Genomic DNA, 25,489 nt, shown 5'->3' on the forward strand with positions numbered 1-25,489 from the left:
AGCGGGGGTGCCGGGCGAAGCCCGGGCACCCAGGCGGGGTCCGGGGCGGAGCCCCGGTTTCGGGAAGGGGCGGGGTGGGGGAATGGCCCCGCGCAGCGGACCCCCGCCCCCGACGCCGCCCCCCCCGCCGGGGCCCGGCGGCGTAGCCCCGGCGACCGGGGTGCCGGGCCGGACCACCCGCCAGCCGCGCCTAAGAGGCGCAAAGGCAGACCGGATGCCCCGCCGGATCCGCATACACCCGCCAGTTCCGCCCCCGATCCTCCGCATCCAACACCTTCGCCCCCAACGCCAGAATCCGCTCCTCCGCCGCATCCAGGTCCTCCACCACCAGATCCAGGTGGAACTGCTGCGAGGCCTCGGCGGAAGGCCACCGCGGCGGGACGTGCCCCGGCGCCTTCTGGAAGGCCAGCGGCGTACCGCCGTGCCCCTCCAGGTCCACCCAGGAGCTCTGCCCCTCCGAGTCGGAGTCCGAATCCGAGACCGGCGTGCCACCCAACAGCCCGGCGTAGAAGGTGGCGAGAGCAAGGGGGTCGGGACAGTCGAGGACGACGGCTCCGAGCTTGGCGACAGCCATGACGCACTCCTTCACGTTCTGATGGTTACCAACAAACAGCCTCTACCAGTAACCACCACCCTACGCGTTACCGCTTCACGAATCCAAGAGGTAACGTCGCAGACATGAGCACGAGCGGCGGACGCGCACCGGCCCCCGGAGGCCTCGCGCTGGTGGAGGAACTGGTCAACACGCTGAGCGTGGACACCGGCGTGGACCGCCTGGCGGCGCAGTTCGGCCTGTCCGGCCCCGCCCTCGCCGAGGCGGTCGAGCTCCGCGAGGCCCTGCGCGCGGCCCTGCTCGCCCATGCGGGCCACCACGCCCCCGCCTCGGCCGGCGGCGCCCTGGACACCCTGAACCGGCTGCTGGCCGCGGCACCGCTCACCGTCCGCGTCGACGCCGAGGGCGCGGCCACACTGGTGGCCGGCGGCGGGCTGGCCGACCGTATCGCCGCGGCCCTCGCGGAGGGGGTCGCCGCCGGAACCTGGCCCCGCCTCAAGGCCTGCGCGGCCGAGGACTGCCAGTGGGCGTACTACGACCGCAGCCCGGCCGCCCGGGGCCGCTGGTGCTCGATGTCGGTCTGCGGAGCCCGCGCCAAGATGCGCACGTACCGCTCCCGCGGCGAGTAGCGGCTCCGCTCAGGGCTCAGGCCCGCGGCCGACCCATCGCCCGGTAGGTCCAGCCCGCCGCCCGCCACGCCTCCGCGTCCAGCGCATTGCGGCCGTCCAGGATCAGCCGGTCCGCGACCGCAGTGCCCAGCTCCGCCGGGTCGAGCTCGCGGAACTCGCGCCACTCGGTCAGGTGCAGCACCACGTCCGCGCCCTCGACCGCCGCCCGCGCGGACTCCGCGTACGCCAGCGTGGGGAACACCCGCCGCGCGTTCTCCATCCCCTTGGGGTCGTACACCGTCACCTGGCCGCCCTGCAGATGGATCTGCCCGGCCACGTTCAGCGCCGGGGAATCCCGTACGTCGTCCGAGTCCGGCTTGAAGGTGGCGCCCAGCACGGCCACCCGCTTCCCCAGGAACGACCCGCCGACCGCCTCCCGGGCCAGCTCCACCATGTGCCCGCGGCGCCGCATGTTGATCGAGTCGACCTCGCGCAGGAAGGTCAGCGCCTGGTCGGCCCCCAGCTCGCCGGCCCGCGCCATGAACGCCCGGATGTCCTTCGGCAGGCAGCCGCCGCCGAAGCCGATGCCGGCCCGCAGGAACTTCGACCCGATCCGCTCGTCGTGCCCGATCGCCTCCGCCAGCTTCACCACATCACCGCCCGCGGCCTCGCACACCTCGGCCATGGCGTTGATGAACGAAATCTTGGTCGCCAGGAACGAATTCGCCGCGGTCTTGACCAGCTCCGCCGTCGGGAAGTCGGTCACCACCAGCGGCGACCCCTCCCCGACCGGCGTCGCGTAGACCTCGCGCAGCTGCTTCTCGGCGTTCCCGCCCGGCTCCCGCACGCCCACCACGATCCGGTCCGGGTGCAGGGTGTCCTGCACCGCGAAGCCCTCCCGCAGGAACTCCGGGTTCCACGCCAGCTCGACATCGGCGCCCGCCGGCGCCAGCTCGGCCAGCCGGCGCGCCAGCCGGTCCGCGGACCCCACCGGCACCGTCGACTTCCCCACCACCAGCGCCGGCCGGGTCAGGTGCGGAGCCAGCGACTCCATCGCCGCGTCGACGTAGCTCATGTCGCACGCGTACTCGCCGTGCTTCTGCGGCGTGTTCACGCAGACAAAATGAACATCACCGAAGTCCCCGACCTCGGCCCAGTCCATGGTGAACCGCAGCCGCCCGGTCGATCCCGGCAGTCCGGCCACATGCCGGGCCAGCAGTTCCTCCAGCCCCGGCTCGTACATCGGGACCCGGCCGGCGGCCAGCATCTCGATCTTCTCCGGTACGACGTCCAGCCCGAGCACCTCGAAGCCCAGCTCGGCCATGGCCGCGGCGTGGGTCGCGCCGAGGTATCCAGTGCCGATCACAGTGATCTTGGGGGCCATGGGTACTCCATAGGGGTGGCGGTGCGGTGTGCGGCCACCGAGCATAGTCGCGCCCGTTGTCACACATCTCACGCGTGCGGCCCGTACCCGTACCCGTGAGTCGGGCCTAGGCTTGGGTTACTTAACGGTAGTTAGCATGGGGAGTGAGTGCTTTGGCAGGATCCGACTTCGACCTCTACCGCCCTGCCGAGGAGCACGACATGCTCCGCGAGTCGGTTCGCGCGCTGTGCGAGGCGAAGATCGCGCCGTTCGCTGCCGCCGTCGACGAAGAGGCGCGGTTCCCGCAGGAGGCCCTGGACGCCCTGGTCGCCAATGACCTGCATGCCGTCCACGTCCCCGAGTCCTACGGCGGTGCCGGCGCGGACGCCCTCGCCACCGTCATCGTGATCGAGGAAGTGGCCCGCGTCTGCGCCTCCTCCTCCCTGATCCCGGCCGTGAACAAGCTCGGCTCGCTCCCGGTGATCCTTTCCGGCTCCGAGGACCTGAAGAAGAAGTACCTGGGCCCGCTGGCCAAGGGTGACGGCATGTTCTCGTACTGCCTGTCCGAGCCGGACGCCGGCTCCGACGCCGCCGGCATGAAGACCCGCGCGGTCCGCGACGGCGACTTTTGGGTCCTCAACGGCGTGAAGCGCTGGATCACCAACGCCGGCGTCTCCGAGTACTACACGGTCATGGCCGTGACCGACCCCGAGAAGCGCTCCAAGGGCATCAGCGCCTTCGTCGTCGAGAAGTCGGACGAGGGCGTCTCCTTCGGCGCCCCGGAGAAGAAGCTCGGCATCAAGGGCTCCCCGACCCGCGAGGTCTACCTCGACAACGTCCGCATCCCCGCGGACCGCATGATCGGCGCCGAGGGCACCGGCTTCGCCACCGCCATGAAGACCCTGGACCACACCCGCATCACCATCGCGGCCCAGGCCCTCGGCATCGCCCAGGGCGCCCTGGACTACGCCAAGGGCTACGTCCAGGAGCGCAAGCAGTTCGGCAAGCCGATCGCCGACTTCCAGGGCATCCAGTTCATGCTGGCCGACATGGCCATGAAGATCGAGGCCGCCCGCCAGCTCACCTACTCGGCCGCCGCCAAGTCCGAGCGCGTCGACAGCGACCTCACCTTCTTCGGCGCCGCCGCCAAGTGCTTCGCCTCCGACGTGGCCATGGAGGTCACCACGGACGCGGTCCAGCTCCTGGGCGGCTACGGCTACACCCGCGACTACCCGGTCGAGCGCATGATGCGCGACGCGAAGATTACTCAGATTTATGAAGGCACGAACCAGGTCCAGCGCATCGTCATGGCCCGCAACCTGCCGTAACCCAGCTTGTTTCGCGCGTACATGAACGGCCCCCGGCACCAGCCGGGGGCCGTTCACATGCGCAGGCCCAGCGCGTGGACTCGCAGCCCCCGCTGTGCATGTCGTCACATACGGAACCCTTTCAGGGCTTTTGGCCTCTTCCACCTTGTGGTGCGGGGTCGCACGGCGGCAAGGACCGGGGTCCTTCGAACCCTAAAATGAGACCGCGCATCAGGTCGGCCAGGTTGGGGAGAAAGATGAAGGAAGCGATCCTGCTCGTCGGCGGGCAGGGGACTCGGCTGCGCCCGGTGACGGTGAATACGCCGAAGCCGATGGTGCCCGCCGCGGGCGTGCCCTTCCTCGCCCACCAGATCGCCCGGCTCGCCGCGGCCGGTGTCGAACACATCGTGCTGGCCACCTGCTACCTGGCGGAGGTGTTCGAGCCCTACTTCGGTGACGGCACCGGCTTTGGCGTCCGCCTGGAGTACGTCGTCGAGGACGAGCCGCTCGGTACCGGCGGAGCGATTCGCAACGCCGCCGAGCGGCTCACCTGCGGCCCCGACGAGCCCGTCCTGGTGCTCAACGGCGACATCCTCAGCGGTCTCGACATCGCCGGGCTGGTGGCCGCCCACCAGCAGGCCGCGGCGGACGTCTCGCTCCACCTGGTACGGGTGGCCGACCCGCGGGCCTTCGGCCTGGTGCCGACCGGCCCCGACGGACAGGTGCTGGCCTTCACCGAGAAGCCGCAGACGCCCGAGGAGATCGTCACCGACCAGATCAACGCGGGCTGCTACGTGTTCCGCCGGTCCGTCATCGACACGATCCCGGCCGGCCGGCCGGTCTCCGTCGAGCGGGAGACCTTCCCGGGCCTGCTGGCCGCCGGGGCGCGCCTGCGCGGCCAGGTCGAGGACACGTACTGGCTGGACCTCGGCAAGCCCGAGTCCTTCGTGCAGGCGTCGGCCGACCTGGTCCGCGGAGTCGTCGACTCCGCCGCCGTCCCCGGCCCTCGGGGAGAGGCTCTGCTCCTCCCCGGTGCCCAGGTCGCTGACGGGGCCACAGTTTCGGGCGGTACCGTGGTGGGCGCCGGCGCCCGCATTGAAGCGGGTGCCGTCGTCCACGGCTCGACGGTTCTCGATGGCGCGACCGTCGCCGCGGACGCCCGTATCACCTCCAGCCTGATCGGTGCCGGCGCAACGGTGGGCCGACAGACGGTCGTGGACGCTGCCGTCATCGGGGACGGCGCACAGGTAGGCGCACACAACGAACTCCGCGACGGGGTGCGGATCTGGTGCGGGGCAGTGCTGCCCGACGCATCCATCCGCTTCTCCTCGGACCGCTGACCCCGGTACCGGGCCCCGCCGACCGACCACTTCTGCAAGAGGAACACCTGTGACAGGCATACCGGCCCGGCTGCCCGACTCCTGGGCGGCCACCCGGCTCTGCGTCGTGATGCCGACGTACAACGAGGCAGGCAACCTGCCCGGCATGGCGGCGACCCTGATGGACCTCGACCTGCCCGGTCTGAGCCTCCTCGTGGTGGACGACTCCAGCCCCGACGGCACCGGCGAGCTCGCCGAGAAGCTCGCCGAGCGCTACAACGAGGACGAGGCGAACCCCCGCATCCGCGTCCTGCACCGCACGGAGAAGGACGGCCTGGGCCGCGCCTACGCGGCCGGCATGAGCCTGGCCGTCGAGCAGGGCGCCGAGTACGTACTGCAGATGGACGCCGACGGCAGCCACCCGGCCGAGAAGATCGCCGAGATGCTGGGGGTGGCCCTGGCCGCCAACGCGGACCTCGTCGTCGGCAGCCGGTACGTCCCCGGCGGCACCCTCTCCGACGCCTGGGGCGCCCACCGCAAGCTCCTCTCCCGCTGGGCGAACGCCTATGCCGGCACCATCCTCGGCTCCCGGATCCGCGACATCACCAGCGGCTTCAACCTGTGGAGCGCGGACACCCTGCGCGCCATCGACCTCGGCTCCGTCGGCAGCGCCGGCTACAGCTTCCAGGTGGAGATGAAGTACGCGGCCCTCAGCCGCGGCTGCGGCGTGCTGGAGGTGCCCATCCACTTCGAGGACCGCACCCTCGGCGAGTCCAAGATGAACCTCGCCGTCCAGCTGGAATCCGTCGTCATGCCGTGGAAGCTCCGCCTCCGTTCCCGCGCCCGCAGCTGACCCCTGCCGCCCCCTGCCGCTCGGCGCTTCAGGCCGCCCCAGGGCGCAGCCTGTCGCACCGTCACGGCCTTCCGCTTCCCATTTGACCGGACTCGGGTATCCCCATACATGACCAGCGCCCTTGACCATTCCGCCCGTCCGACCGGCCGACGCCCGGACCCGGAGCAGGCCGCTTCCCACCCTGCGACGCGGCCACCGCGCCTCGCGGACCGCCTGGTCCCCGCACTCAACGGCGCGGTGCTCCTGCTCACGGCCGTCCTGCTGCTGATGGTGCTCCGGCTGCCGTGGATCGGCGACATGGGCGTGCACCTGGCCACCATCGAGCGGCTCCGCCACGACCTGCTCGACCCCGGGAACACCCAGGTCGCCGCCGACACGCCCAGCCCGTACAACTCGCCCTGGATGGTCCTCCTCGGAGTCATCGCCAAGGTGAGCGGGCTCAGCGGGTTCATGGTGCTGCGGGGTGCCGCGCTCGTCGGCCTCGTCCTGCTGCTGACCGGCATCTGGCACCTCACCCGCAGCCTCAGCCGGCACCGGGCCGCGCCGCCGCTCGCCGTGCTCACGCTGATCCTGCTGTGGGGTCCGACCTTCTTCATATGGAGCGGGTTCCTCGGCTTCACCTCCATCTCGCTGAACATCTCGTACCCGAGCACCTTCGCCACCGGCCTCGGCTTCCACTTCCTGGCCCTGCTGGCCAAGGCCCTGCGCCGGGACACCGCCACGTCCTGGGCGGCCTGGACCGGCCTGGGTGCGCTGTGGGCGCTGATCATGCTCAGCCACCAGTTCACCGGCGTGGTCATCACCTTCGGCGCCATGGGCGTGCTGATCTCCGTCCGGCCCTGGCCGACCCGGCAGACATGGCTGCGGCTGGGCACCGCGCTCGCCGCGGCGGTGGCCCTGCTCGCCCTGTGGCCGTACTACAACTTCTTCTCGCTGCTCACCATCGGCGGCCTCGAGGACATCCACCGGGGGCTGTACGACGAGTGGTGGATGCGCTTCGGCTATGTGCTGATCGGCGTGGTCGCACTGGCCTTCCGGTTCGCCCGGAACCGGCGCGACCCGCTGGTGTGGTGGTTCCTGCTGGCCGCGCTGATGATCACCGTGGGCGGGCTGACCGGGCACTACTCCTGGGGCCGGGCCCTGCCGGGCGCCATCATCCCGGCCCAGCTGGCGGCAGCCCTGGCCGTGGTCGAAGGCGGTGGCCGGTTCGTCCGCCGCTGCTTCGCGGTGGTGCTGGCGGCCGGGCTGCTGGCCGGCTCCTGGGCGCAGGCCCCGTCGCTCAGTTTCGTCGTACGCAGCGAGGCCATGCCGCAGACACTGACCAAGAAGGCGTGGCTGCCGATCCCCGGGTATCAGTGGATGACCAAGTACGCCGGGTACGGCGATGTGGTCATGGTCGACCAGAACACCGGCCAGCAGATCCCCGGTTACGGCTTCTACACCGTGGCGCCGGGCTACCCGGACTTCTTCCTGCCGGACGAGCCCGAGCGCATCGAGGCCACCCGGCGGTACTTCGACCGGTCCACCCCCCGCCAGGAGAAGCTCGACGCGCTGCACCGGTTCGGGGCGCAGTGGGTGCTGGGCTGGCCCGACCAGGGCCTGCCGCCGGGCGACCCGGCGCTGCGCAAGGTCAAGACCGGTCCGAACGGCATGGTGCTGTACAAGGTGGTCGGCTGAGACCGGATGCCACGGATATGACAGGACCCCGGCTGCGGAGAGCAGCCGGGGTCCTGTCATATCCGGGTCAGGAAGTGGCGCCGACCCGTTCGGGCACCGGTTCCGCGGCGGCGGGAGCCGGCGGCACGGCCCCGGCCCCGTCCCCGGCCCCGTCCTTCGGGCGGCGGCCGAACGTCCAGTCCTTGCCCAGGTCCTTGAAGCGCATGGCCCGCTTCTCCACCAGGTGCCAGGACAGGTACGCCATCACGCCTGCGGCCACGTAGGACAGGAGCAGGAACGGCCAGAAGCCCCAGCGGGTCCCGCCGAGCAGGATCAGGGTCATCTGCATGGCCCAGCCGTAGATGTAGATCCCGTACGAGTAGTCGTTGCGGGAGCAGATCCGCTGGAACGGCTTCGGCAGCCGGATCGCCAGGTACGTCAGTCCGTACGCCATGGCCGGGATGCCGACCACGAACAGGTAGCCGAACCGCAGGCTGAGCAGGAGCACCACGATGGAGCCGATGCCGAGCACGTCGTTGACCGGGATGCGGTCCTTGTAGAGCTCGATGACGGTGCCGAGGGCGAAGGCGAACCCGAGGTACAGGTACCAGTTCGTGCTCGTGTAGCCGAGGACCGGCACGGAGAAGTCGCGGAAGAACGAAGCCTGTCCGGCGCCGGTGTAGTAGCGGTGCTCGATGGCCTCGCGGATCACCCGCCAGCCCAGGAAGACGGTGATCAGCAGGATCAGCCGGCGGGACTTCTTCAGCGCCCCGGTGACCGCGAGCAGGCCCACCGCGAGGTAGCACATCACCTCGTAGTGCAGGGTCCACACCGGCCCGTTGAAGGTTTCCGAGGTGCCGAGGCCCAGGGACTTGCCGAAGGACATGACCCCCGAGATGTCCTTCTGCACGATGATGATGTGCGCGTTGTGCCACACGTACTGGAACGGGCCCTGGGCGTGGTCGATGAACCCGTTCAGGCTGCCGTGCAGGTGCCAGTACAGGAGCGGAGCCAGGACGAACGCGCAGACGAGGATGCACACCCACAGGCCGGGCAGCAGCCGCAGCGCGCGGTGCCACAGGAAGCGGCCGAGGCCCAGCCGGACACCGCTGCGGGTGACGAGGATGCCGGACAGGATGAAGAACGCGTAGACCGACAGCTTTCCGATGTCGGTCTGGCCACGGCTGAAGCCGTGGCCGAACTCGGTGGTGTTGAAACCGAGGCTGGCTGCGTGCGAGAGCACCACACCACCGGCCAGGAACAGCCTCATGAAGCCCAGGCTGTTGTGACGGCCGGTGAAGAGCTCAGCTACGGTGCCGTGTGACGACCACCGCAGCCCGGTACCGCGACTGCGGTCGGTCATGACTGGGGAACCCCCTCTGTTGAAGCACCCAGTTTTTGCGAGGGGGTCTCCCACTGTCCAACCACTGCCGGATGAAGTGTGCTATCTCACGTTTCACCGGGGAACGCCACGGCGGCTACTGAGTGACCGTGACCTTCTCGTCGTTCTGGATCTGCTTCACCAGCTGCTGCACCTTCGCCTTGTCCCAGACCAGGTTGCCGCCGCGGCTGCCGGAGACCGGGATGTTCATCGAGGTGCCGTCGCCGCCGCTGATGCCCTTCATTGCGAAGAACATCTCGCCGAGGTCGAACAGGGACATATCCTTGTCCACGATCAGCGTGTCCAGGCCCGCGCCCATCACCGGGTAGATCTTGAACGGGTTGATGATGGTGGTCGGTGTCGCCGCCTGGCTCGCCAGGGCCGACAGGAACTTCTGCTGGTTCTTGGTGCGGGCCAGGTCGGACTCGGCGAAGGCGTACCGGGTGCGGACGAAGGCCAGGGCCTGCTCGCCGTTCAGGGTCTGCTTGCCGGCCTGGAAGTCGGCGCCCGACTTGTCGTCCTTGAAGGCCTTTTCGATGTCCATCTCGACACCGCCGAGCGCGTCCACGATGTTCGCGAAGCCGGCGAAGCCGATCTCCGCGTAGTGGTCGATGCGCAGGCCGGTGTTGTGCTCCACGGTACGGACCAGCAGTTCGGGGCCGTCCATCGCATAGGCCGCGTTCAGCTTGGTGCGCCCGCGGGCCGGGAAGGTCTTGCCGGACTCGGAGCCCACGAAGGACGGGATCTCCACATCGGAGTCACGCGGCAGCGAGATCATTGAGTTCCCGCCGGAGCACGCCGCCAGGACCATCATCGAGTCGGTCCGCTTGCCGTCGGCCGAACCGGTGTGGAGGCGCTTCTTGTCCTCCTTGGTCAGCCCTTCGCGGCTGTCCGAGCCGACGATCAGGTAGGTGGTGCAGTCGTCGTCCTTCGGCCGCTCGATGACCTTCGACAGGTCCACCTCCCGGCGCACCTTGGAGTCCGCCCAGAAGTACGTGCCAATGCTGGTCACCACGATCGCCGAGACCAGCACGATCGAGCCGATCTTGATCCGCTTGCCCCAGTTCGGGGCCGGAGCGCCCGGCCGGCGGGGTCCCTGCGGACCGGTCGGCCCGCCGGGGCCGGCGGGCCCGCCCGGGGCGCCGCCCGCGGGGGTGCCGTAGACCTGCCCGGTGTTGTAGCCGCTGTCGTAGCCGGCGAAGGTGTCGTGGGTCTGGGCCTGCTGCGGCGGGACGCCGTAGCCGGGGCCGGCCGGCGGGGCGGCGGCGGGACGCGGAGGCTGCTGCGGCGGGCGCTGCTGAGGCGGGCGCTGCACGTGCGGCATCCGGCGGGCGCCTTCCGGTTGCGCCTGTGCGCTGCCGTAGCCGTACCGCTCGTCGCGGTCGCCGCCGCGACCGTCGTTCCCCCTGGGCCAGTCATTCATGCGGACAAGAATGCCTGGCCCGGCGTGTCGCCCGACAGGCCGGGTGCCTCTTCGTACCGGTGCTGTTGCACAGCTGATGCATCCGCGACCGACTTATGGTTGCCGTATGACAGAGATACCGGGTGAGCTTCCGGGCAAGCCGACCTCCGCTTCGCGGACCACCCTCAGCCACATCATGACCGGCAACGACACCAACCTCCTCGGGACGGTGCACGGCGGCGTGATCATGAAGCTGGTGGACGACGCCGCCGGCGCCGTCGCCGGACGCCACTCGGGCGGTCCGGCGGTCACGGCATCCATGGACGAGATGGTCTTCCTGGAGCCGGTCCGGGTCGGCGACCTGGTCCATGTGAAGGCCCAGTGCAACTGGACCGGCCGGTCCTCGATGGAGATCGGCGTACGGGTCCTCGCCGAGCGGTGGAACGAGTCCACCCCCGCCACCCAGGTCGGCACCGCCTACCTGGTCTTCGCGGCCGTCGACGCCGAGGGCAAGCCCCGCACCGTGCCCCCGGTGCTCCCCGAAACCGACCGGGACAAGCGCCGCTACCAGGAGGCCCAGATCCGCCGGACCCACCGGCTGGCCCGCCGCCGGGCCATCAAGGAGCTCCGCGAGCGCCGCGCCGCCGAGGGCTTCGACGACTGAGTCATTTGTTGACGACTGAGTTATTTGTTGCAGAGCACCTGGTCGCCCGTCATCACGCCGAATTCGCCCTGCTTCGGGTCCTCGGCGCGGACCGGGACCACCTTGCGGTAGTCCGATCCGGCCGTGACCAGCAGGGTGCGGCCCAGGCCGCGGACGGCGCGGAGCTCGGAGCCCGGCAGGGCCGTTGCCAGGCTCCGCGCCGAGCGGTCCCAGCGCGGGTCGTAGGCCACCACCGTGCGCTTGATCTCGCGGCTGGCCGCGTTGCCCGGGGTCCGGGTGGTGTTGAAGCCGGTGGCCCGCAGGGCCTGGTCCACCCGGCCGCCCAGGCCGTCGATCCGGGTGCCGTTCTCCACCCGGACCCGGACCTGCTGCGGGGCCACGTCCACCGGCACCGCCACCGGCCGGCCGCCCGCGGCCCCCGGGCGGCCCGGGCGGTCCGGGGCCAGCGGGCGGTCGTCCCGGAGGGCCTGGAACAGCTTGGCGGCCTTCGGCCGGTCCCACTTCACCGTGGAGCCGATGCCCTTCACCTTGTACGAGGGGTTCCCGACCGGCACCGAGGCGAACTCCGAGGAGGCGGGGCTGAAGTCCCGCATCGCCTGCCCCAGGGCCAGCATCTGCTCCGAGCCGAAGCCTTTGTCCGCCCGCACCGAGCTCAGCAGGGTCGAGCTGACCTGTTTGAACTTCACCGGGTTCAGCAGCACCCCGCCGCCGGTCGCCTGCCGGATCAGGGCGGCCAGGAAACGCTGCTGACGCTGCATCCGGCCCAGGTCCGAGGCCCCGTCCACATGCCGGGACCGTACGTACTGCAGGGCCTGCCCACCGGTCAGCCGGTGCGTGCCGGGCGGCAGCTCCAGCCCCGTGTACGGGTCCCGCATGGCCTTGGCGGTGCAGATGTCCACGCCGCCCATCGCGTCCACCGTCTTCATAAAGCTGGTGAAGTCGACCTCCAGATAGTGGTCGATCTTCACCCGGGTCATGTTCTCCACGGTCCGTACGGTCAGCTGGGGACCGCCCTCCGCATACGCCGCGTTGAGCTTCACCGGATGGGCCGCGCGGGCCTTCCCGGTCTCCGGGTCCCGGTGCGCGGGCACCTCCGCATAGCTGTCCCGGGGCAGGCTGACCACGCTGGCCCGCTCCCGGTCGGCCGAGATGTGCACCAGCATGATCGTGTCGGTGCAGTGGCAGGGCGCGCCGCCCAGCCGGTACTCGCGCCGCTCCTCACGGGTGATCTTCTTCCGGCCGTCGGTGCCCACCAGCAGGACGTTCATGCCGTGCCCGGCCTCCGGGCGGTTCTTCATGTCCTTGAACGGGTCCACCCGCTCGATCCCGGTCTCCAGCCCGGTCATCACCGCGTGCCCGATGGCCCCGGAGCCCAGCACCGCGACGGCCAGCGCCCCGGCCAGCCGCAGCCCCCAGCGCGGCCGGTCCCCGCGCCGGCTTGCCCGGCCCGCCCCGCTGGCCACCCTGCTGCCCGCCCCGCTGCCCGCCCCGCTGCCTGCCCCGCGCCGGGCACGCCGGGGCGGGGCGGGGCGCCTTCGGGATCGGTGCGGCGGCTGGGGCACGAGGGACACCTCCGCGGGGCGTGATCGATTCAATCGATTCATCGGAACAGTAGGTCCATACGATCAGCGACGGCCGTCATGGACGGTCCGGCGCGCACCGGTTTCCCCCGTACGCGGTAACGTGACACCGATACCGACCCCCTTCGAAGGACCACATGCCCACCCAGCAGCAGCCCGCAGTCTCGGTGATCATGCCGGTGCTCAACGAGGAGCGTTACCTCCGCGACTCCGTCCGGCACATCCTGGGCCAGGACTACGACGGCGAGATGGAGGTGGTGATCGCGCTCGGCCCGTCCACGGACCGTACCGATGAAATCGCCGCCGAGCTCGTACGCGAGACCGCGTCCAACGACCGAGCGCGTGTCCGCACCGTCCCGAACCCCACCGGCCGTACCCCCGCCGCGCTCAACGCCGCCATCAAGGCCTCGCGCCACCCGATCGTGGTACGCGTCGACGGGCACGGCATGCTCTCCCCGAACTACATCGCCACCGCCGTCCGGCTGCTCGCCGAGACCGGCGCGCAGAATGTCGGCGGCATCATGCACGCCGAGGGCGAGAACGCCTGGGAGGACGCCGTCGCTGCCGCGATGACCTCGAAGATCGGCGTCGGCAACGCGGCCTTCCACACCGGTGGCCAGGCGGGCCCCGCCGAAACCGTCTACCTGGGCGTGTTCCGGCGCGAGGCGCTGGAGCGGCAGGGCGGCTACAACGTGGAGTTCATCCGCGCCCAGGACTGGGAGCTGAACTTCCGGATCCGTGAGGCCGGCGGTCTGATCTGGTTCTCGCCGGAGCTGAAGGTCCAGTACCGCCCGCGGCCGTCCGTCCGGGCGCTCGCCAAGCAGTACAAGGACTACGGCCGCTGGCGGCACGTGGTGGCCCGCTATCACGCCGGCTCGATCAACCTGCGCTACCTCGCCCCGCCGGTCGCCGTCTGCGCGATCGCGGCCGGCCTGGTCGCGGGCGCCGTGCTGACCCCCTGGGGCTTCCTGATCCCGGGCGGCTACCTCGCGGCGATCACCGCGGGCTCCGTCCCGGCCGGCAAGGGGCTGTCGCTCAAGGCCCGGCTGCAGATCCCGGTCGCCCTGGCCACCATGCACATGTCCTGGGGCTGGGGCTTCCTGACCAGCCCGCGCTCGCTCGCGCGCAAGGTCATCGCCTCCCGCCGGCCGTCCGTACCGGCGGAATCAGCGCAGGACCCGGCCGCGACCCGGTAGTCGTACGTACATACGCGAAGGGGCCCGGCGGAGTGATCTCCGCCGGGCCCCTTTCACGTACGCGGCCGGGCCGCTACCAGGTGAAGCCCTCCTGGATGCGCATGCAGGCCTTGTCGTCGTCGCCGTTGAGCGGGCGGGCCGAGTCCGGGGCCTTGGTGGGGGCCGGGGCCGGCGGGGTGATCGCAGCACCGCTGCGCCAGTCCTTGCCCACGAACAGGGTCACCCCGGAAACGTCCGTGGACCGCTGCACCGCGGCCGGCGGCAGGCCGATCGCGGTGGCCACGGCCAGCGCGTCACCCGCCTGGTCCAGCCCCGCGTACCGGATCACGGTGGTGTCCTCGGCGGCCGGCTGGTTGTCCGCCATGGCCCTGGTGAAGCCCTTGCCGGCCAGCAGTGTGGCCACCTCGCTCGCCCGTAGCTTGACCTTGCCTTCCGGGGTGCTCTTGCCGCCGGTGGCGTTGCGCACCATGACCGGGATCTTGCCGGGGGCCGCGGCCGGGTCGGTGACCGGCGGCGTGGAGGGCGCCGCAGAGGCGGCGGGGGTGGCGGCCGGGGTGCCGCCCTGGCCGTCGAGCGCGATGTCCTCGCGGACCATCCGGAACAGCTCCTCGGCCTCGCCCGGCTTGGGCTCCACCCGGTTGCCGTCCCGCGGGCTCTGGATCCACGGCATGGTGGTCATGGTGATCCGGCCGGTGGGGACCTTCTTCAGCTCCATGCTCAGGTCGTACAGTTTGTCGATCTTGTTCAGGCCCGGGTCCACGACCATGGCCTTGATGGCCGCCTGGGCCAGGCTGTTGAGCTTCACCGGATTGCTGAGCTTGGCGTTCTTGCGGAACTCGCGGGCCAGCGAGTTCATGTACATGTGCTGGGCGCGGGTGCGGCCGATGTCGGTGCCGTCCTCGAAGCCGTAGCGGGTGCGCAGCCACTGCAGCGCCACCTCGCCCTGGATGACATTGTCGCCCTTCGGCAGCTTCAGGCCGGAGCCGTGGCCCTCCCTGGTGCGCGAGTGGACGTTCTGCTCGACGCAGACCGGGACGCCGCCGATGGCGTCGGCCATCGACACCACACCCTTGAAGTCGATCATCATGAAGTGATCGATGGGGATCTTGGTGAGTTCCTGCCAGGCGGCGACCGTGCAGCCCGGACCGCCCCGCTGGAGCGACTCGTTGGTCTGCACGAGCCCCTTGCTGGCCTGGTGCACCTTGCCCCCCGGCTCGGTGCACTTCGGCATCTTGAGGAGGGTGTCGCGCGGCATCGAGACCACCGACATGTTGCTGCGGTCGGCGGACAGGTGCAGCAGCATCTGCACATCCGCGAGCGGCGGTCCGTCGAAGGTGTCCCGGCCCCCGCCGAGGGACTTGTTCTCGTCGCCGTCACGGGCGTCGGAACCGATGAGGAGGATGTTGAGCGGGGTCTGCCCGAAGGCGTTGGGCTTGGACCCGCCCAGCTTGGTGTCGCCGAGGTTCAGCGCGTCCGTCTGGATGCTGCCGTTGAGGTGGCGGTAGTACAGGTAGCCGGCGCCTGCCGTCCCGAGTATCAGCAGGGCCAGCACCGAGGAGACCCAGCGCAGCACGCGCCGGCCCCGGCGGGCGGGCGGCCCGCCCGGCCCGCGGCCCCGGCTGCCCCGGGGGCCGGGTATCGCGCCGGACGCACCGGAACCTCCGCCGTCGGCCATGCCGTCGGCGGAGGAGGGCGCACCCTCCCCCCGCACGTTGCTGTGCCTCACGCAATACCCCCCAAGAAAAGGACCTGATACGTCAGGGATTATGACGGTTCATCCCGTGACGAACCATCACTTCGCGCAGATGGCCTTGTCCGCCTCGACGCGCTGCACGCCCTCCGGAACCTTCTGCGGTGCCGTGAGCGGGATGCCCGCACCCTTGAAGTCCGCGCCCAGCGTGAGCTTCATCGGGGTCTTCGGGGCCGCGTCCGCCGTTCCGATCTTCAGTGCAGTGGCCGGCAGGCCCATCATGTCCGCCAGCGCCCGGGCCTGGTCGGCCTGGTTGGGTGCGTACTCCAGGGTCGTCTTGTCCAGCTTCGCGGGCGCGTTGCCCTCGTTGCTGGCCCGCGTCACGCCCTTGTTGTTCTGCAGCCAGCCCAGGGTGGTGGAGGCCGAGCCCGACGGGCCGCCGCCGTTGAAGACCTGTACGCGCACATCCCCCGGCTGCGCGCGGTTGCCCTGGAGCAGTGCCTCCTGCTGGGCCTTGGCCGCGTCCTTGGCCGCCTTCTCCTGCTGCTCGACCTCGGTGAGGGAGACGTCCTCGCGGATCATCTGCAGCAGCGGCTCGGCCTGGCTCTCGCTGACCACCACCGTCGCCTTGATCTTCTCGGCCGGGTTGTCGATCACCGGAAGGGTGGTGAAGGTGACGTTCTTGGGATTGACGCCCTTCAGCTCCTGGCCGAGGTCGGTGAGCTTGCCGATGGACCCTATGCCCGAGTCCACGCTCAGCGCCTTGGTCGCCGCCTCCGCCAGGGAGAACAGCTTCTTCGGGCTGGACAGCGTGTCCTTGGACTTCATCTCGCGCATCATCGAACCCAGGAACTGCTGCTGGGTCTTGATCCGGTCGAGGTCGCTCTCGTTGCCGAAGGCGTGCCGGGTCCGTACGAAGGCCAGGGCCTGCTCGCCGGACAGCCGGTGCTCGCCCTGCGACAGCTTCAGCTTCGACTTGTCGTCGTCCACCGGCTTGGCCAGGCAGACCGGGACGCCGCCGACCGCCGTGCTGAGCGTCTTGACCGCGTTGAAGTCGGCCATCATGAAGTGGTCGATCTCGATGCCCGTGAGCTCCTTGACCGTACGCATCGTGCAGCCCGGGTCGCGGCCCGCCTGCCCGAGGCTGGTGTTGAAGCGGACGCCCTTCTCGCCGGGGATCGTCTTCACCGAACCGTCCGGCTGCTTGGTCGGGCACTCCGGGATGTTGGTGATCAGGTCGCGCGGGATGGACACCGCGGTCGCGTTCGTCCGGTCCTTGGAGACGTGGAAGAGGATCGTGGTGTCGGCGTGGCCCTTGCTGTTCTTGTCGCCGTAGCCCTCGTTGCCGGCACCGGTGCGCTTGTCGGTGCCGATCACCAGGATGTTGATCGGCTGGTCCTTCTTGAAACCGCCGGTGCCCGCGCCGGCGGTGTCGATGACATCGAGGTTGCCGTTCAGGTGTTGGTAGTAGAGGTAGCCCGCCACGGAGCCGCCGACCAGCAGGAAGGCCAGCGTCGCGCCGGTGATGACGAGCACCTTCTTCTTGCGGCCACCGCCTTTGGGGCCCTTGCCGCCGTCGCCCTTGCCGCGTTTGCGGCCACCGCGCCGCCCGCCGCCGGGCGGGAGGTCACCGCGCCGCGGACCCGGGACGGCAGGGGACGGCGCGGCAGGCGCGCCGCCGGGGGCCGCGGGAGCCGCGGGGGCTTTGCGGGGGGCGCTGACGGACGGCCGCTGCTGCTGTTGCTGCGGTGCGGAACGGTCCAGTCGCAGTTCGTAGTTGCCGGTGCGGGGGTTGAGGACCCACTGGTCTGCGGGATCGATTTCGTCCGCCCGCCCACGGCCTTGTGCATCCACGGTCGCTCGAATCCTCCGTCGGTGGCACCGGATCGCTCACACTATCCGGCCAGTTCAGCTCCAAACCATGCTGGTGACAAATTCCACTCCCCTTATAACTGGACAAACCAGCCAACCTGCTCGGTTCCGGCATCGGCTTTTGGCATTGCTTTACCGGCCGGTCACCTGCAGGATGCGGCGCCGGCCGTGGTGCCGGTGAAAGTGGGGACGGGTGTGGAGCTCGCGCCGGTTCCCGGGACCTGGGGCGGGGCCTGGGGCTCGGGCCGGGGCGGGGTCGGGGATTCCGGCGGGGTGATGGTCACCGGCCGGTCCATCCGCAGCTGCCCGAACAGCCGCCCTGCGTCAGGCTGTACCAGTTCGTCCCGGTTCGGGTCGATGGCGTACGGCTTCCTGGGCACTGTCAGGAACTGCACCTTATCGGCAGGTATGTCCCGCATGCCGCGTACGAGTTCGTACAGGCCGCGCAGCGAGGCCAGGCCCGGGTCGGTGGTGATCGAGGAAGTGGCCGCGTCCAGCAGCGGATAGAGCCGGCCCGGGTTCAGCAGGACGCCGTTGCTCTGCACCTTCTTCACCAGTGAGCCGAGGAACTGCTGCTGCCGCTCCATCCGTTCGGTGTCGCTGCCGTTGCCCAGGCTGTAGCGGGCCCGGACGAAGCCCAGGGCCTGCTCCCCGTGCAGGATCTGCCGCCCGGCCGGCAGTGTGAGCTTGGCCTCGGTGTCGCGCACCGGCTCCTTCAGGCAGATCTCCACCCCGCCGACCGCGTCCACCATCTTCTTGAAGCCGCGGAAGTCCACCACCATGTGGTGGTCGATGCGGATCCCGGTCAGCTTCTCCACGGTGCGGATCGTGCAGGCCGCGCCGCCCCACTCGAAGGCCCAGTTGAACTGCGCGAACCGGGCGCCGGTGCGGCTCCCGTCGGACCTGAGGCAGCTCGGGATCTGCGCCATCAGATCCCTCGGTATGGACACCGCCGTCGCGCTGTTCCGGTCCGCCGCCACATGCAGCAGGATCGTGGTGTCCGAGCGCTGGGTGCCGCCGTCCTGTCCGTACCGGGCGTTGTCCGTGCCGGAGCGCGAGTCCGAGCCGATCAGCAGGATGTTCCGGGACCCGCCCACGAACTGGTCCGGCCGGTCCCGCTCGTACCGCTCCAGTTCGGCGGTGGTCGAGGTGTCCTCGGTGATGTTCCCGTCGAGCTTGTTGTACGTCCACCAACCGGTGGCCGCCCCGGCCAGGACCAGCAGGACCATCCCGAGGCCGACCCAGCGCAGCAGCCGGCGCCGACGGCGCCGCGGAGGCTCCGGTATGCCTCCGCGGCGGCGGCGTCGGCGCCCGCCGGGTGTGCCCCACCTGTCGGTCACTGGGTCCGTCCCTTACCGCGTACCGCGTACTGACTGCTACGTATCGCGTCGGCGACGGCCGCACGGGTGCGCGGCCGAGGGGAGGTGCCCCTCCGTTCGATCCTGCCCCCGGGCCGCTCGGGCGGCCCGGGGGCAGGGGCCCGCACTGGGCCGTGTGGGTGACAAATCGCCCCGAGGCCGCCGGTCACGCGAGTGGGTGACGGCCGCCCGCACCGCCGGGCTGACGCCCAGGGGTGGGCCCGGAACGGCTACGGCGCGGTGTGGGTGACGCGCTCGGCCTCCACCCGCTGGGCCAGGCCCTCGGCGGACAGCCGGTCCAGGTTCCGGCACAGCACCACCGAGCCGCCGACCGCCAGCGGCGCGAACAGCCCCGCCGACAGCCCTTCCCAGCCGTCGTACGGAAGCCCGGTCAGCACCCGCGAGCCCGCGCCGAGCCCGAGCTTCGCCGCATCCTCGCGGGCCCGCCCGACCAGCTCCGCGTACGACAGCTCGGTGCCCGCCACCGACAGCCCGGCGGCCTCCGGGTCCACCGGAACGAACGGGGCGAACCGGTCGCCCTGCCCCGGCACCTCCACCGCGTAGTCCAAGAACCCGGCCGGCGGCTGCGGGAACCTTCCGCCCAGCGGTCGCAGCGCCAGCGCCACCCGCTCACCGGAGCAGGCGGAGGCCGCCTCCAGCGAGCCCGGCCCGCTCACCACGAGGTCGGCACCGGCCGGGTCCCCGCCCGGCTCGACGACCACGCCGACCGAGGCGGCGGCGATCACCCACACCGCCGTCTGCCAGTGCGCGGGCAGCAGCAGCGCCAGCCGGTCACCGGGCTCGGCGCCCAGATCGCCCTGGAGCAGATTCGCGGTCTTGGCCACCCAATTGGCGAAGGTGGCAACGGACAATTCGACGCGTTCGCCGGTGGCGTCGTCGTAGAAGGTGACGAGCGGGCGGCCCGGGTCCCCGGCGAGCGCGGATCGCAGCAGGTCGGCAGGGGTGCGGTCAGTGGCATTCACCCGGCACAGGGTACGCGGGGCCCTTCCTCCGGACGGCGGGCGCGGGCGTCCTCCGTACGGGGGAGACCGTCGGCGCGGCACGCCGACGGCCCGTCAGTTCCCGCTGGCAGCCGCTGCCGACTGCGCTCACGATCTCTCACATGCGTGGATTCCTTGCTTCCTCGATCGGCGTCGCGACCGCGGCCGCACTGGCCCTCCCGCTCGCCCTGCCCACCCCAGCCCTGGCCGAGACCGCCCCCGTGACCCCCGCCGGTTCGACCCAGTCGCTGCCCCTGGTTCCCCTGGGACCGGAGCAGGGCCGGGCGACCGGCGTCCCCGGCATGAGCGCCTCGCCCCGCGTACCCGAGGCGCAGGGCCTGACCGCCCGCGAGGTCAAGACGTTCTCGCTGGTCGGCGTCGTCTGGGACGACGCGGGTACGGAACTCTTCGGCCGGGTCCAGGTCCGCACCCGCTCGGCCACCACCGGCCGCTGGTCCGACTGGCAGGACGTCGAGACCCACAACAGCGAGCACGCGGCCGACCCCGACACGGCCGAGCGCAGCTCGGGCCGGGTGCGGGGGAGCACCGCACCGCTGTGGGTGGGGGAGTCGGACGGGGTGGAGGTCCGGGTCCAGGCGGAGCCGGGGGCGGACCGGATCACCCGGGAGAAGTCCAGCCTGCCCTCGGGCCTGCGGATCGAACTCGTCGACCCGGGCACCGAAGGAACGCCCCCGCCCGACGGAAAAAACGGCACAGGAAACGAAATCGGGGACGGAGACGGAGACGACAAGGGCGAAGGGGGCTCGATCCCGGGCATGACCATGCCGATGGCGGAGTCCTCGATGGCGAACGTGCCGATGGCTCCGCTCGGCGCGAACGAGATCAAGGAGCTCAACAAGGCGGACGCCACGGCGGACGCGGTGTTCGCGAGCGACGGGGAGCTGGACGCCGCGGCGGCCCCGTACATCGGCCCCCGCCCCAAGATCGTCACCCGGAGGGGCTGGGGCGCGGACGAATCGCTGCGCGAGCCCGGCTTCGTCTACACGAGCACGGTCAAGGCGGCGTTCGTCCACCACAGCGCCTCCGGCAACAACTACGCCTGCAAGGACGCTCCGGCGGTGCTGCGCAGCCTGTACCGCTACCACGTGGTGAGCAGCGGCTGGCGGGACTTCGGCTACAACTTCGCGGTCGACAAGTGCGGCACGGTGTACGAGGGGCGCGCGGGCGGCGTGGCGAAGCCGGTGATGGGCGCGCACACGATGGGCTTCAACACCAACAGCATGGGCATCGCGGTGCTCGGCTCCTACGCGAAGACCGCTCCGCCGGCGGCGGCGGTGGACGCGGTCGCGAAGCTGACGGCGTGGAAGCTGGGGCTGTTCAATGCGGACCCGCGGGGCAAGACGTGGCTGACCTCGGGGGGCGGGAACAAGTTCCCGAAGGGCAGGAACGTTTCGCTGAACGTGATCTCGGGCCATCGGGACGGCTTCGCGACGGAATGCCCGGGCAAGCGCCTGTACGGCCAACTCCCCCCAACCCGCACGGCCTCAGCCAAACTCCAGGGCCGCCTTGCGCCTTGACGCGCCCGGCCCGGGTGTGCCGGGGGCTCCGCCCCAGCGGGGTTGCGTGGGGCTCCGCCTCAGGGGTCCCGGGGCTCCGCCCCAGGCACGGGCTCCGGGCGGAGCCCCGAGGGGCTTGCGGGGCGGAGCCCCACGCGCTGTCAGGCGCTTCGCGCCTGGGGCCCGGGGCCGGGCAGGCCCGCGCCCGCGGGTGCGGGGCCCGGTCGGGCCGGCGGCGGTCCGGGGCGCAGCCAGGGCGTTGCCGGGCAGAGCCAGGGCGGGCCGTGCCCACGGGGCCTGGCCCGGGGCGGAGCCGAGGGGGTTGTGGGGCGGAGCCCCACGCACTGGCTGGCGCTTCGCGTCTGGGGCCCGGGCGGGGACCGGGCAGGCCCGCGCCCCCGGGTCACGGGCCCCTGCGGGGCCCGGCGGGGCCGGCGGCGGTCCAGGGCGCAGCCCGGGCGTGCCGGGCAGAGCCCGGCGTTGTCGGGCGCTTCGCGCCCGGGGCCCGGGCGGAGCCCCAGGTATGGGCTGCGGGCAGAGCCTGGCCAGGCCGCGCTTACGGGGCGGAGCCCCGCGTGCTGCTGGGGGTACGGGGGCGGAGCCCCCGAAAGGGACCACGGGCGGAGCCCGTGGTCCTGCGGGGTCCGGGGCGGAGCCCCGGTTTCGGGAAGGGGCGGGGTGGGGGAAGGCTCCGCGCAGCGGGTTGGCGCCCCGCTACGCTCGAGGGGTGGCCGGCCGCTTCGATCCCCTGACCCGCACCACCTCCCGCGGTGGCCACGTAGCCGTACCCGCAGGCCGGCGCAGCCCCACGCAGCCGCCCGCCGGGCACAGCCCCACGCAGGCCGGAGCACCGCAGCCGCCCGCCGGGCACAGCCCCACCCAGGCCGGAGCACCGCAGCCGCCCGCCGGGCACGCCCCCACCCAGGTCGGCCCACCGCAGCCGCCCGCGCCCAAGCGCCGGGAATGGACCCCGCCCGCCCCCCTCGATCTCGGCCTTACCCTTGGCCCGCTCCGCCGCGGACCCTCCGACCCCACCTTCAAGGTCACCCCGGACGGCTCGGTATGGCGGGCCACCCTGACCCCCGCCGGTCCGGCCACCCTCCGCGTCGTGGCCGTCAGCGGGGCCGGCCGGGTCGAGGCCGAGGCATGGGGGCCCGGGGCGGACTGGGTGCTCGACAGCCTCCCCGCGCTGCTCGGCGCCGAGGACGATGCGGCCGGCTTCACCCCCCGCCACCGCCTGGTGCACGCCAGCCACCGCCGGCGCCCCGGCCTGCGGCTGACCCGTACCGGGCTGGTGCTGGAGTCGCTGATCCCGGTCATCCTGGAGCAGAAGGTCACCGTCGAGGAGGCGTACCGCGCCTGGCGCCGTCTGGTCCGCCAGTACGGAGAACCCGCCCCCGGCCCGGCCCCGGGCCCGACCGCCGACCTGTACGTGATGCCCGCGCCCGCGACCTGGCGCCGCATCCCCTCCTGGGACTGGCACGCCGCCGGCGTGGACGCCAAACGCTCCGGCACCATCCTGCGGGCCGCCCGCGTCGCCCCCCGCCTCGAAGAGGCAGCCGCGATGGCGCCGGCCGACGCGGCCCGCCGCCTGGAACTCGTACCCGGCATCGGCCCCTGGACCTCCGCCGAAACCCTGCAGCGCAGCAACGGCGCCCCCGACGCCGTCACCACCGGCGACCTGCACCTGCCCGGCATCATCGGCTTCGCCCTGGCCGGCAACCCCGACGCCGACGACGCCGAGATGCTGGAGCTCCTCGCCCCGTACGCCGGCCACCGCCACCGCGCGGCCCGCCTGATCCTGCTGACGGGCCGCACCCCGCCCCGCCGCACCCCCCGCATGCCGCGCGGCGACATCGGCCGCCTCTGACCAAGGCGGCCAAGGCCTCAGCGCACCTCGATGAACGCCGAAGCCTCCCGCACCGCCCGGTCCCGCGGCGGCTCCGCCGCATGCCCCACCGCCACCGCACCCATCGGGTCCCAGCCCGCCGGCAGCGACAGCACCTCGCGGACCACGTCCCGGCAGAACATCGTGGACGACACCCACGCCGAGCCCAGCCGCTCGCCGGCCAGCGCCACCAGGAAGTTCTGCACGCCCGCACCGGCCGCGACCACGAACATCTCCCGTTCGGCCGCGTCCCGCCGCTCGTCCCCGTAGTGGTGCGAGCCGTCCATCACCAGGCAGGGCACCACCAGGTACGGGGCATTGCGCAGCACATCGCCCCGCCGCACCCGCTTCGCGATGGACTCCTCCGGCTTTCCGTCCCGCCGCAGGTCCGCGATCCAGGCCTCCCGCATCGCGTCCAGCAGCCGGGTCCGGGACTCCGCCGACTCCAGCAGCACGAACCGCCAGGGGGTGGTGTGGTGCGGGGCCGGAGCGGTGACGGCCGCGGCGACGGCGCGGCGGACCGCGCCCGGGTCCACCGGCTCGTCGGTGAAGGCCCGGACGGTCCGGCGCTGGGTCACGGCCTCCCGTACGGCTTCCGAGGTGCCCAGCCGGAACATGTCGTCCGCCGGCGCCCGGACCAGCTCGCGGGCCGTGCCCTCGCCGAGGACGTGCGGCAGGCCGCGGACGACCGCCACCGGGTACCCGGTGGCCTTGCCCTTCACCAGATCGCCTGCGGCGGCCAGCTCGTCCGCCGTGGCGACCACGGTCGCGCCGAGCGGGTTGCCGTGCCCGTCGGTGCCGCCGCGCAGGTCGTCCAGGACCTGCACCCCGGCCGCGCCGATGGCCACGTCGGTGAGCCCGGAGCGCCAGGGCCGCCCGAAGGTGTCGGTCACCACCACGCCGACCTCCACCGCCAGGAGCGCCCGCAGGCCCTCGCGGATCGCCGCCGCCGAGGCGTCGGGGTCCTCCGGGAGCAGCAGTACGGTGCCGGCCGCCGTGTTGGAGGCGTCCACTCCGGCCGCCGCCATCACCAGCCCCTGCCGGTTCTCGACGATCCGCAGGGTGCCCCGCCGGGCCACCACCCGTACCGTCTCGGCGTCTATGGCGGCCTCCCGCGAGCCGGCCGTCACGATCCGGCCCTCCGCCTTGGAGACGATCTTCGAGGTGACCAGCAGGACGTCCCCGTCCCGCAGGTCCGGCGCGGCGGCTGCGATCAGCTTGGCCACGTCGTCCCCGGGACAGACCTCCCCGATCCCGGCGACCGCCCGGACCTCGTACGAGGGAACACCGGCCGCACCCCCCGCCCCCGCCCCGCTCACCGGCACGCCTCGGCCAGTTCCAGCGCGGCCCGGGCCATCGCCTCGGTGGCGGCCGGGTCGGTCATCATCAGCGGGACCGCCCGGCAGGCGATGCCGGACGCCTCGACCTCGGCGACGGCGTCCGCATCGGCGGTGTCCACCAGCCAGCCGTCCAGCAGTTCGGCCCCGTAGTGCAGGCCCACGGCCGCGGCGGTGGCGTCCACGCCCACCGCGGCGAGCACCTTGTCGGCCATGCCGCGCACCGGCGCGCCGCCGACGATGGGGGAGAGGCCGACCACGGGGGCCTCGGCCGCCGCGACGGCCTCCCGGATGCCGGGTACGGCCAGGATGGTACCGACCGAGACCACCGGGTTGGACGGCGGCAGCACGATCACGTCGGCCGCCGCAATGGCCTCCAGTACGCCCGGTGCCGGCTTGGCGTGCTCGGCGCCCACCGGTACGACGGCCTCCGCGTCCACCGAGGCCCGCAGCCGCACCCAGTACTCCTGGAAGTGGATGACCCGGCGCTCCCCGTCGAGGGTCACCGCGACATGGGTCTCGACCCGGTCGTCGGACATCGGCAGCAGCCGGACCCCGGGCTGCCAGCGGTCGCAGAGCGCCTCGGTGACGGCGCTCAGCGGGTAGCCGGCGCCGAGCATCTGGGTGCGGACGATGTGGGTGGCGAAGTCGCGGTCGCCGAGGCCGAACCAGCCGGGTCCGACCCCGTACGCCGCGAGCTCTTCCTTGACCGTGAAGGACTCGTCGGTGCGGCCCCAGCCCTGTTCCTCGTTGATGCCACCGCCGAGGGTGTACATCAGGGTGTCCAGGTCGGGGCAGACCTTCAGCCCGAAGAGGTGAATGTCGTCACCGGTGTTGCCGATGACCGTGATGTCCGCGTCGGGGACCGCCGACTTCAGTCCGCGGAGGAAACGGGCGCCGCCGATGCCGCCGGCCAGAACAACAATGCGCATGCACCGAAGTCT

At 71.8% G+C, this 25,489-nt stretch carries 20 protein-coding genes; 9 read left to right on the plus strand and 11 right to left on the minus strand.

What is annotated here, in order from left to right:
• Positions 1-190: 190 nt before the first annotated feature.
• Positions 191-574, minus strand: coding sequence for a VOC family protein (locus ABT123_RS33825; RefSeq protein WP_351321788.1), 384 nt, complete (start codon positions 572-574; stop codon positions 191-193).
• A 104-nt stretch (positions 575-678) separates the two neighbouring features.
• Between ABT123_RS33825 and ABT123_RS33830 the strand changes: the two genes are divergently transcribed.
• Positions 679-1,182: a CGNR zinc finger domain-containing protein gene (locus ABT123_RS33830; protein ID WP_351321790.1), complete on the plus strand. Its 504-nt coding sequence runs from the start codon at positions 679-681 to the stop codon at positions 1,180-1,182.
• A 16-nt stretch (positions 1,183-1,198) separates the two neighbouring features.
• Here the strand turns inward: ABT123_RS33830 and ABT123_RS33835 are convergent, their stop codons facing one another.
• A complete protein-coding gene (locus ABT123_RS33835) occupies positions 1,199-2,545 on the minus strand; it encodes a UDP-glucose dehydrogenase family protein (RefSeq protein ID WP_351321792.1) in 1,347 nt (448 codons plus the stop codon).
• Between the two features lie 152 nt (positions 2,546-2,697).
• Here ABT123_RS33835 and ABT123_RS33840 point away from each other — a divergent pair, with 152 nt between their 5' ends.
• The 4 genes from ABT123_RS33840 (at position 2,698) to ABT123_RS33855 (ending at position 7,680) form a co-directional block, all read left to right on the plus strand.
• Positions 2,698-3,852, plus strand: coding sequence for an acyl-CoA dehydrogenase (locus ABT123_RS33840; RefSeq protein WP_351321794.1), 1,155 nt, complete (start codon positions 2,698-2,700; stop codon positions 3,850-3,852).
• 236 nt (positions 3,853-4,088) lie between these two features.
• Positions 4,089-5,171, plus strand: a complete 1,083-nt coding sequence (gene manB, locus ABT123_RS33845) for a mannose-1-phosphate guanylyltransferase (protein WP_351321796.1) — start codon at positions 4,089-4,091, stop codon at positions 5,169-5,171.
• Between the two features lie 109 nt (positions 5,172-5,280).
• Positions 5,281-6,003, plus strand: a complete 723-nt coding sequence (locus ABT123_RS33850; RefSeq protein ID WP_351321845.1) for a polyprenol monophosphomannose synthase — start codon at positions 5,281-5,283, stop codon at positions 6,001-6,003.
• A 108-nt stretch (positions 6,004-6,111) separates the two neighbouring features.
• On the plus strand, positions 6,112-7,680 hold the full coding sequence (locus tag ABT123_RS33855; RefSeq protein WP_351321798.1) for a hypothetical protein: 1,569 nt from the start codon (positions 6,112-6,114) through the stop codon (positions 7,678-7,680).
• Positions 7,681-7,747: 67 nt separating this feature from the next.
• On the opposite strand, the gene ABT123_RS33860 is transcribed toward ABT123_RS33855, so the two are convergent.
• Positions 7,748-9,022 (minus strand): acyltransferase family protein, encoded by a 1,275-nt coding sequence (locus tag ABT123_RS33860; protein ID WP_351321800.1) that lies wholly within the window; start codon positions 9,020-9,022, stop codon positions 7,748-7,750.
• A 115-nt stretch (positions 9,023-9,137) separates the two neighbouring features.
• A complete protein-coding gene (locus ABT123_RS33865) occupies positions 9,138-10,463 on the minus strand; it encodes an LCP family protein (RefSeq protein ID WP_351321802.1) in 1,326 nt (441 codons plus the stop codon).
• A 106-nt stretch (positions 10,464-10,569) separates the two neighbouring features.
• Here ABT123_RS33865 and ABT123_RS33870 point away from each other — a divergent pair, with 106 nt between their 5' ends.
• Complete coding sequence (locus ABT123_RS33870) at positions 10,570-11,106, plus strand: acyl-CoA thioesterase (RefSeq protein ID WP_351321804.1); 537 nt, start codon at positions 10,570-10,572, stop codon at positions 11,104-11,106.
• Between the two features lie 20 nt (positions 11,107-11,126).
• On the opposite strand, the gene ABT123_RS33875 is transcribed toward ABT123_RS33870, so the two are convergent.
• A complete protein-coding gene (locus tag ABT123_RS33875; protein WP_502971141.1) occupies positions 11,127-12,668 on the minus strand; it encodes an LCP family protein in 1,542 nt (513 codons plus the stop codon).
• Between the two features lie 155 nt (positions 12,669-12,823).
• On the opposite strand from ABT123_RS33875, the gene ABT123_RS33880 reads away from it, so the two are divergent.
• Positions 12,824-13,882, plus strand: coding sequence for a glycosyltransferase family 2 protein (locus ABT123_RS33880; RefSeq protein ID WP_351321806.1), 1,059 nt, complete (start codon positions 12,824-12,826; stop codon positions 13,880-13,882).
• Positions 13,883-13,955: 73 nt separating this feature from the next.
• On the opposite strand, the gene ABT123_RS33885 is transcribed toward ABT123_RS33880, so the two are convergent.
• From ABT123_RS33885 to ABT123_RS33900, 4 genes are all read right to left on the minus strand, one after another.
• A complete protein-coding gene (locus tag ABT123_RS33885; RefSeq protein WP_351321849.1) occupies positions 13,956-15,557 on the minus strand; it encodes an LCP family protein in 1,602 nt (533 codons plus the stop codon).
• A 117-nt stretch (positions 15,558-15,674) separates the two neighbouring features.
• Positions 15,675-17,426 carry an LCP family protein gene (locus ABT123_RS33890; RefSeq protein ID WP_351321808.1) on the minus strand — a complete coding sequence of 584 codons (1,752 nt, stop codon included), beginning with the start codon at positions 17,424-17,426 and terminating at the stop codon, positions 15,675-15,677.
• 161 nt (positions 17,427-17,587) lie between these two features.
• On the minus strand, positions 17,588-18,784 hold the full coding sequence (locus ABT123_RS33895; protein ID WP_502971142.1) for an LCP family protein: 1,197 nt from the start codon (positions 18,782-18,784) through the stop codon (positions 17,588-17,590).
• Between the two features lie 248 nt (positions 18,785-19,032).
• Entirely contained in the window at positions 19,033-19,785 is a 753-nt protein-coding gene (locus ABT123_RS33900) for a TIGR03089 family protein (protein WP_351321810.1), read from the minus strand.
• Between the two features lie 140 nt (positions 19,786-19,925).
• Here ABT123_RS33900 and ABT123_RS33905 point away from each other — a divergent pair, with 140 nt between their 5' ends.
• Together ABT123_RS33905 and ABT123_RS33910 are read left to right on the plus strand one after the other, a co-directional pair.
• Positions 19,926-21,341: a peptidoglycan recognition protein family protein gene (locus ABT123_RS33905; protein ID WP_351321812.1), complete on the plus strand. Its 1,416-nt coding sequence runs from the start codon at positions 19,926-19,928 to the stop codon at positions 21,339-21,341.
• Between the two features lie 706 nt (positions 21,342-22,047).
• Positions 22,048-23,190, plus strand: a complete 1,143-nt coding sequence (locus ABT123_RS33910) for a DNA-3-methyladenine glycosylase family protein (RefSeq protein ID WP_351321814.1) — start codon at positions 22,048-22,050, stop codon at positions 23,188-23,190.
• A 17-nt stretch (positions 23,191-23,207) separates the two neighbouring features.
• Here ABT123_RS33910 and ABT123_RS33915 read toward each other — a convergent pair whose 3' ends face one another.
• Both ABT123_RS33915 and cofD read right to left on the minus strand, forming a co-directional pair.
• The gene (locus ABT123_RS33915; RefSeq protein ID WP_351321816.1) at positions 23,208-24,527 is read right to left on the minus strand and encodes a coenzyme F420-0:L-glutamate ligase; all 1,320 of its coding nucleotides are present in this window, start codon (positions 24,525-24,527) and stop codon (positions 23,208-23,210) included.
• Complete coding sequence (gene cofD, locus ABT123_RS33920; protein ID WP_351321818.1) at positions 24,524-25,477, minus strand: 2-phospho-L-lactate transferase; 954 nt, start codon at positions 25,475-25,477, stop codon at positions 24,524-24,526. Before cofD ends, ABT123_RS33915 begins: the two co-directional genes overlap by 4 nt.
• Positions 25,478-25,489: the final 12 nt, after the last annotated feature.

This window comes from Streptomyces sp. NPDC002054, assembly GCF_040296685.1.
Classification (GTDB): domain Bacteria; phylum Actinomycetota; class Actinomycetes; order Streptomycetales; family Streptomycetaceae; genus Streptomyces.

What these genes read in the sequence shown, in the direction of transcription:
- ABT123_RS33860 (WP_351321800.1), bottom strand. Translation starts at nt 9,022, where the DNA reads ATGACCGACCGCAGTCGCGGTACCGGGCTGCGGTGGTCGTCACACGGC.
- ABT123_RS33865 (WP_351321802.1), bottom strand. Translation starts at nt 10,463, where the DNA reads ATGAATGACTGGCCCAGGGGGAACGACGGTCGCGGCGGCGACCGCGAC.
- ABT123_RS33850 (WP_351321845.1), top strand. Translation starts at nt 5,281, where the DNA reads ATGCCGACGTACAACGAGGCAGGCAACCTGCCCGGCATGGCGGCGACC.
- ABT123_RS33880 (WP_351321806.1), top strand. Translation starts at nt 12,824, where the DNA reads ATGCCCACCCAGCAGCAGCCCGCAGTCTCGGTGATCATGCCGGTGCTC.
- ABT123_RS33885 (WP_351321849.1), bottom strand. Translation starts at nt 15,557, where the DNA reads ATGGCCGACGGCGGAGGTTCCGGTGCGTCCGGCGCGATACCCGGCCCC.
- manB (WP_351321796.1), top strand. Translation starts at nt 4,089, where the DNA reads ATGAAGGAAGCGATCCTGCTCGTCGGCGGGCAGGGGACTCGGCTGCGC.
- ABT123_RS33870 (WP_351321804.1), top strand. Translation starts at nt 10,570, where the DNA reads ATGACAGAGATACCGGGTGAGCTTCCGGGCAAGCCGACCTCCGCTTCG.
- ABT123_RS33905 (WP_351321812.1), top strand. Translation starts at nt 19,926, where the DNA reads ATGCGTGGATTCCTTGCTTCCTCGATCGGCGTCGCGACCGCGGCCGCA.
- cofD (WP_351321818.1), bottom strand. Translation starts at nt 25,477, where the DNA reads ATGCGCATTGTTGTTCTGGCCGGCGGCATCGGCGGCGCCCGTTTCCTC.
- ABT123_RS33855 (WP_351321798.1), top strand. Translation starts at nt 6,112, where the DNA reads ATGACCAGCGCCCTTGACCATTCCGCCCGTCCGACCGGCCGACGCCCG.
- ABT123_RS33825 (WP_351321788.1), bottom strand. Translation starts at nt 574, where the DNA reads ATGGCTGTCGCCAAGCTCGGAGCCGTCGTCCTCGACTGTCCCGACCCC.
- ABT123_RS33830 (WP_351321790.1), top strand. Translation starts at nt 679, where the DNA reads ATGAGCACGAGCGGCGGACGCGCACCGGCCCCCGGAGGCCTCGCGCTG.
- ABT123_RS33835 (WP_351321792.1), bottom strand. Translation starts at nt 2,545, where the DNA reads ATGGCCCCCAAGATCACTGTGATCGGCACTGGATACCTCGGCGCGACC.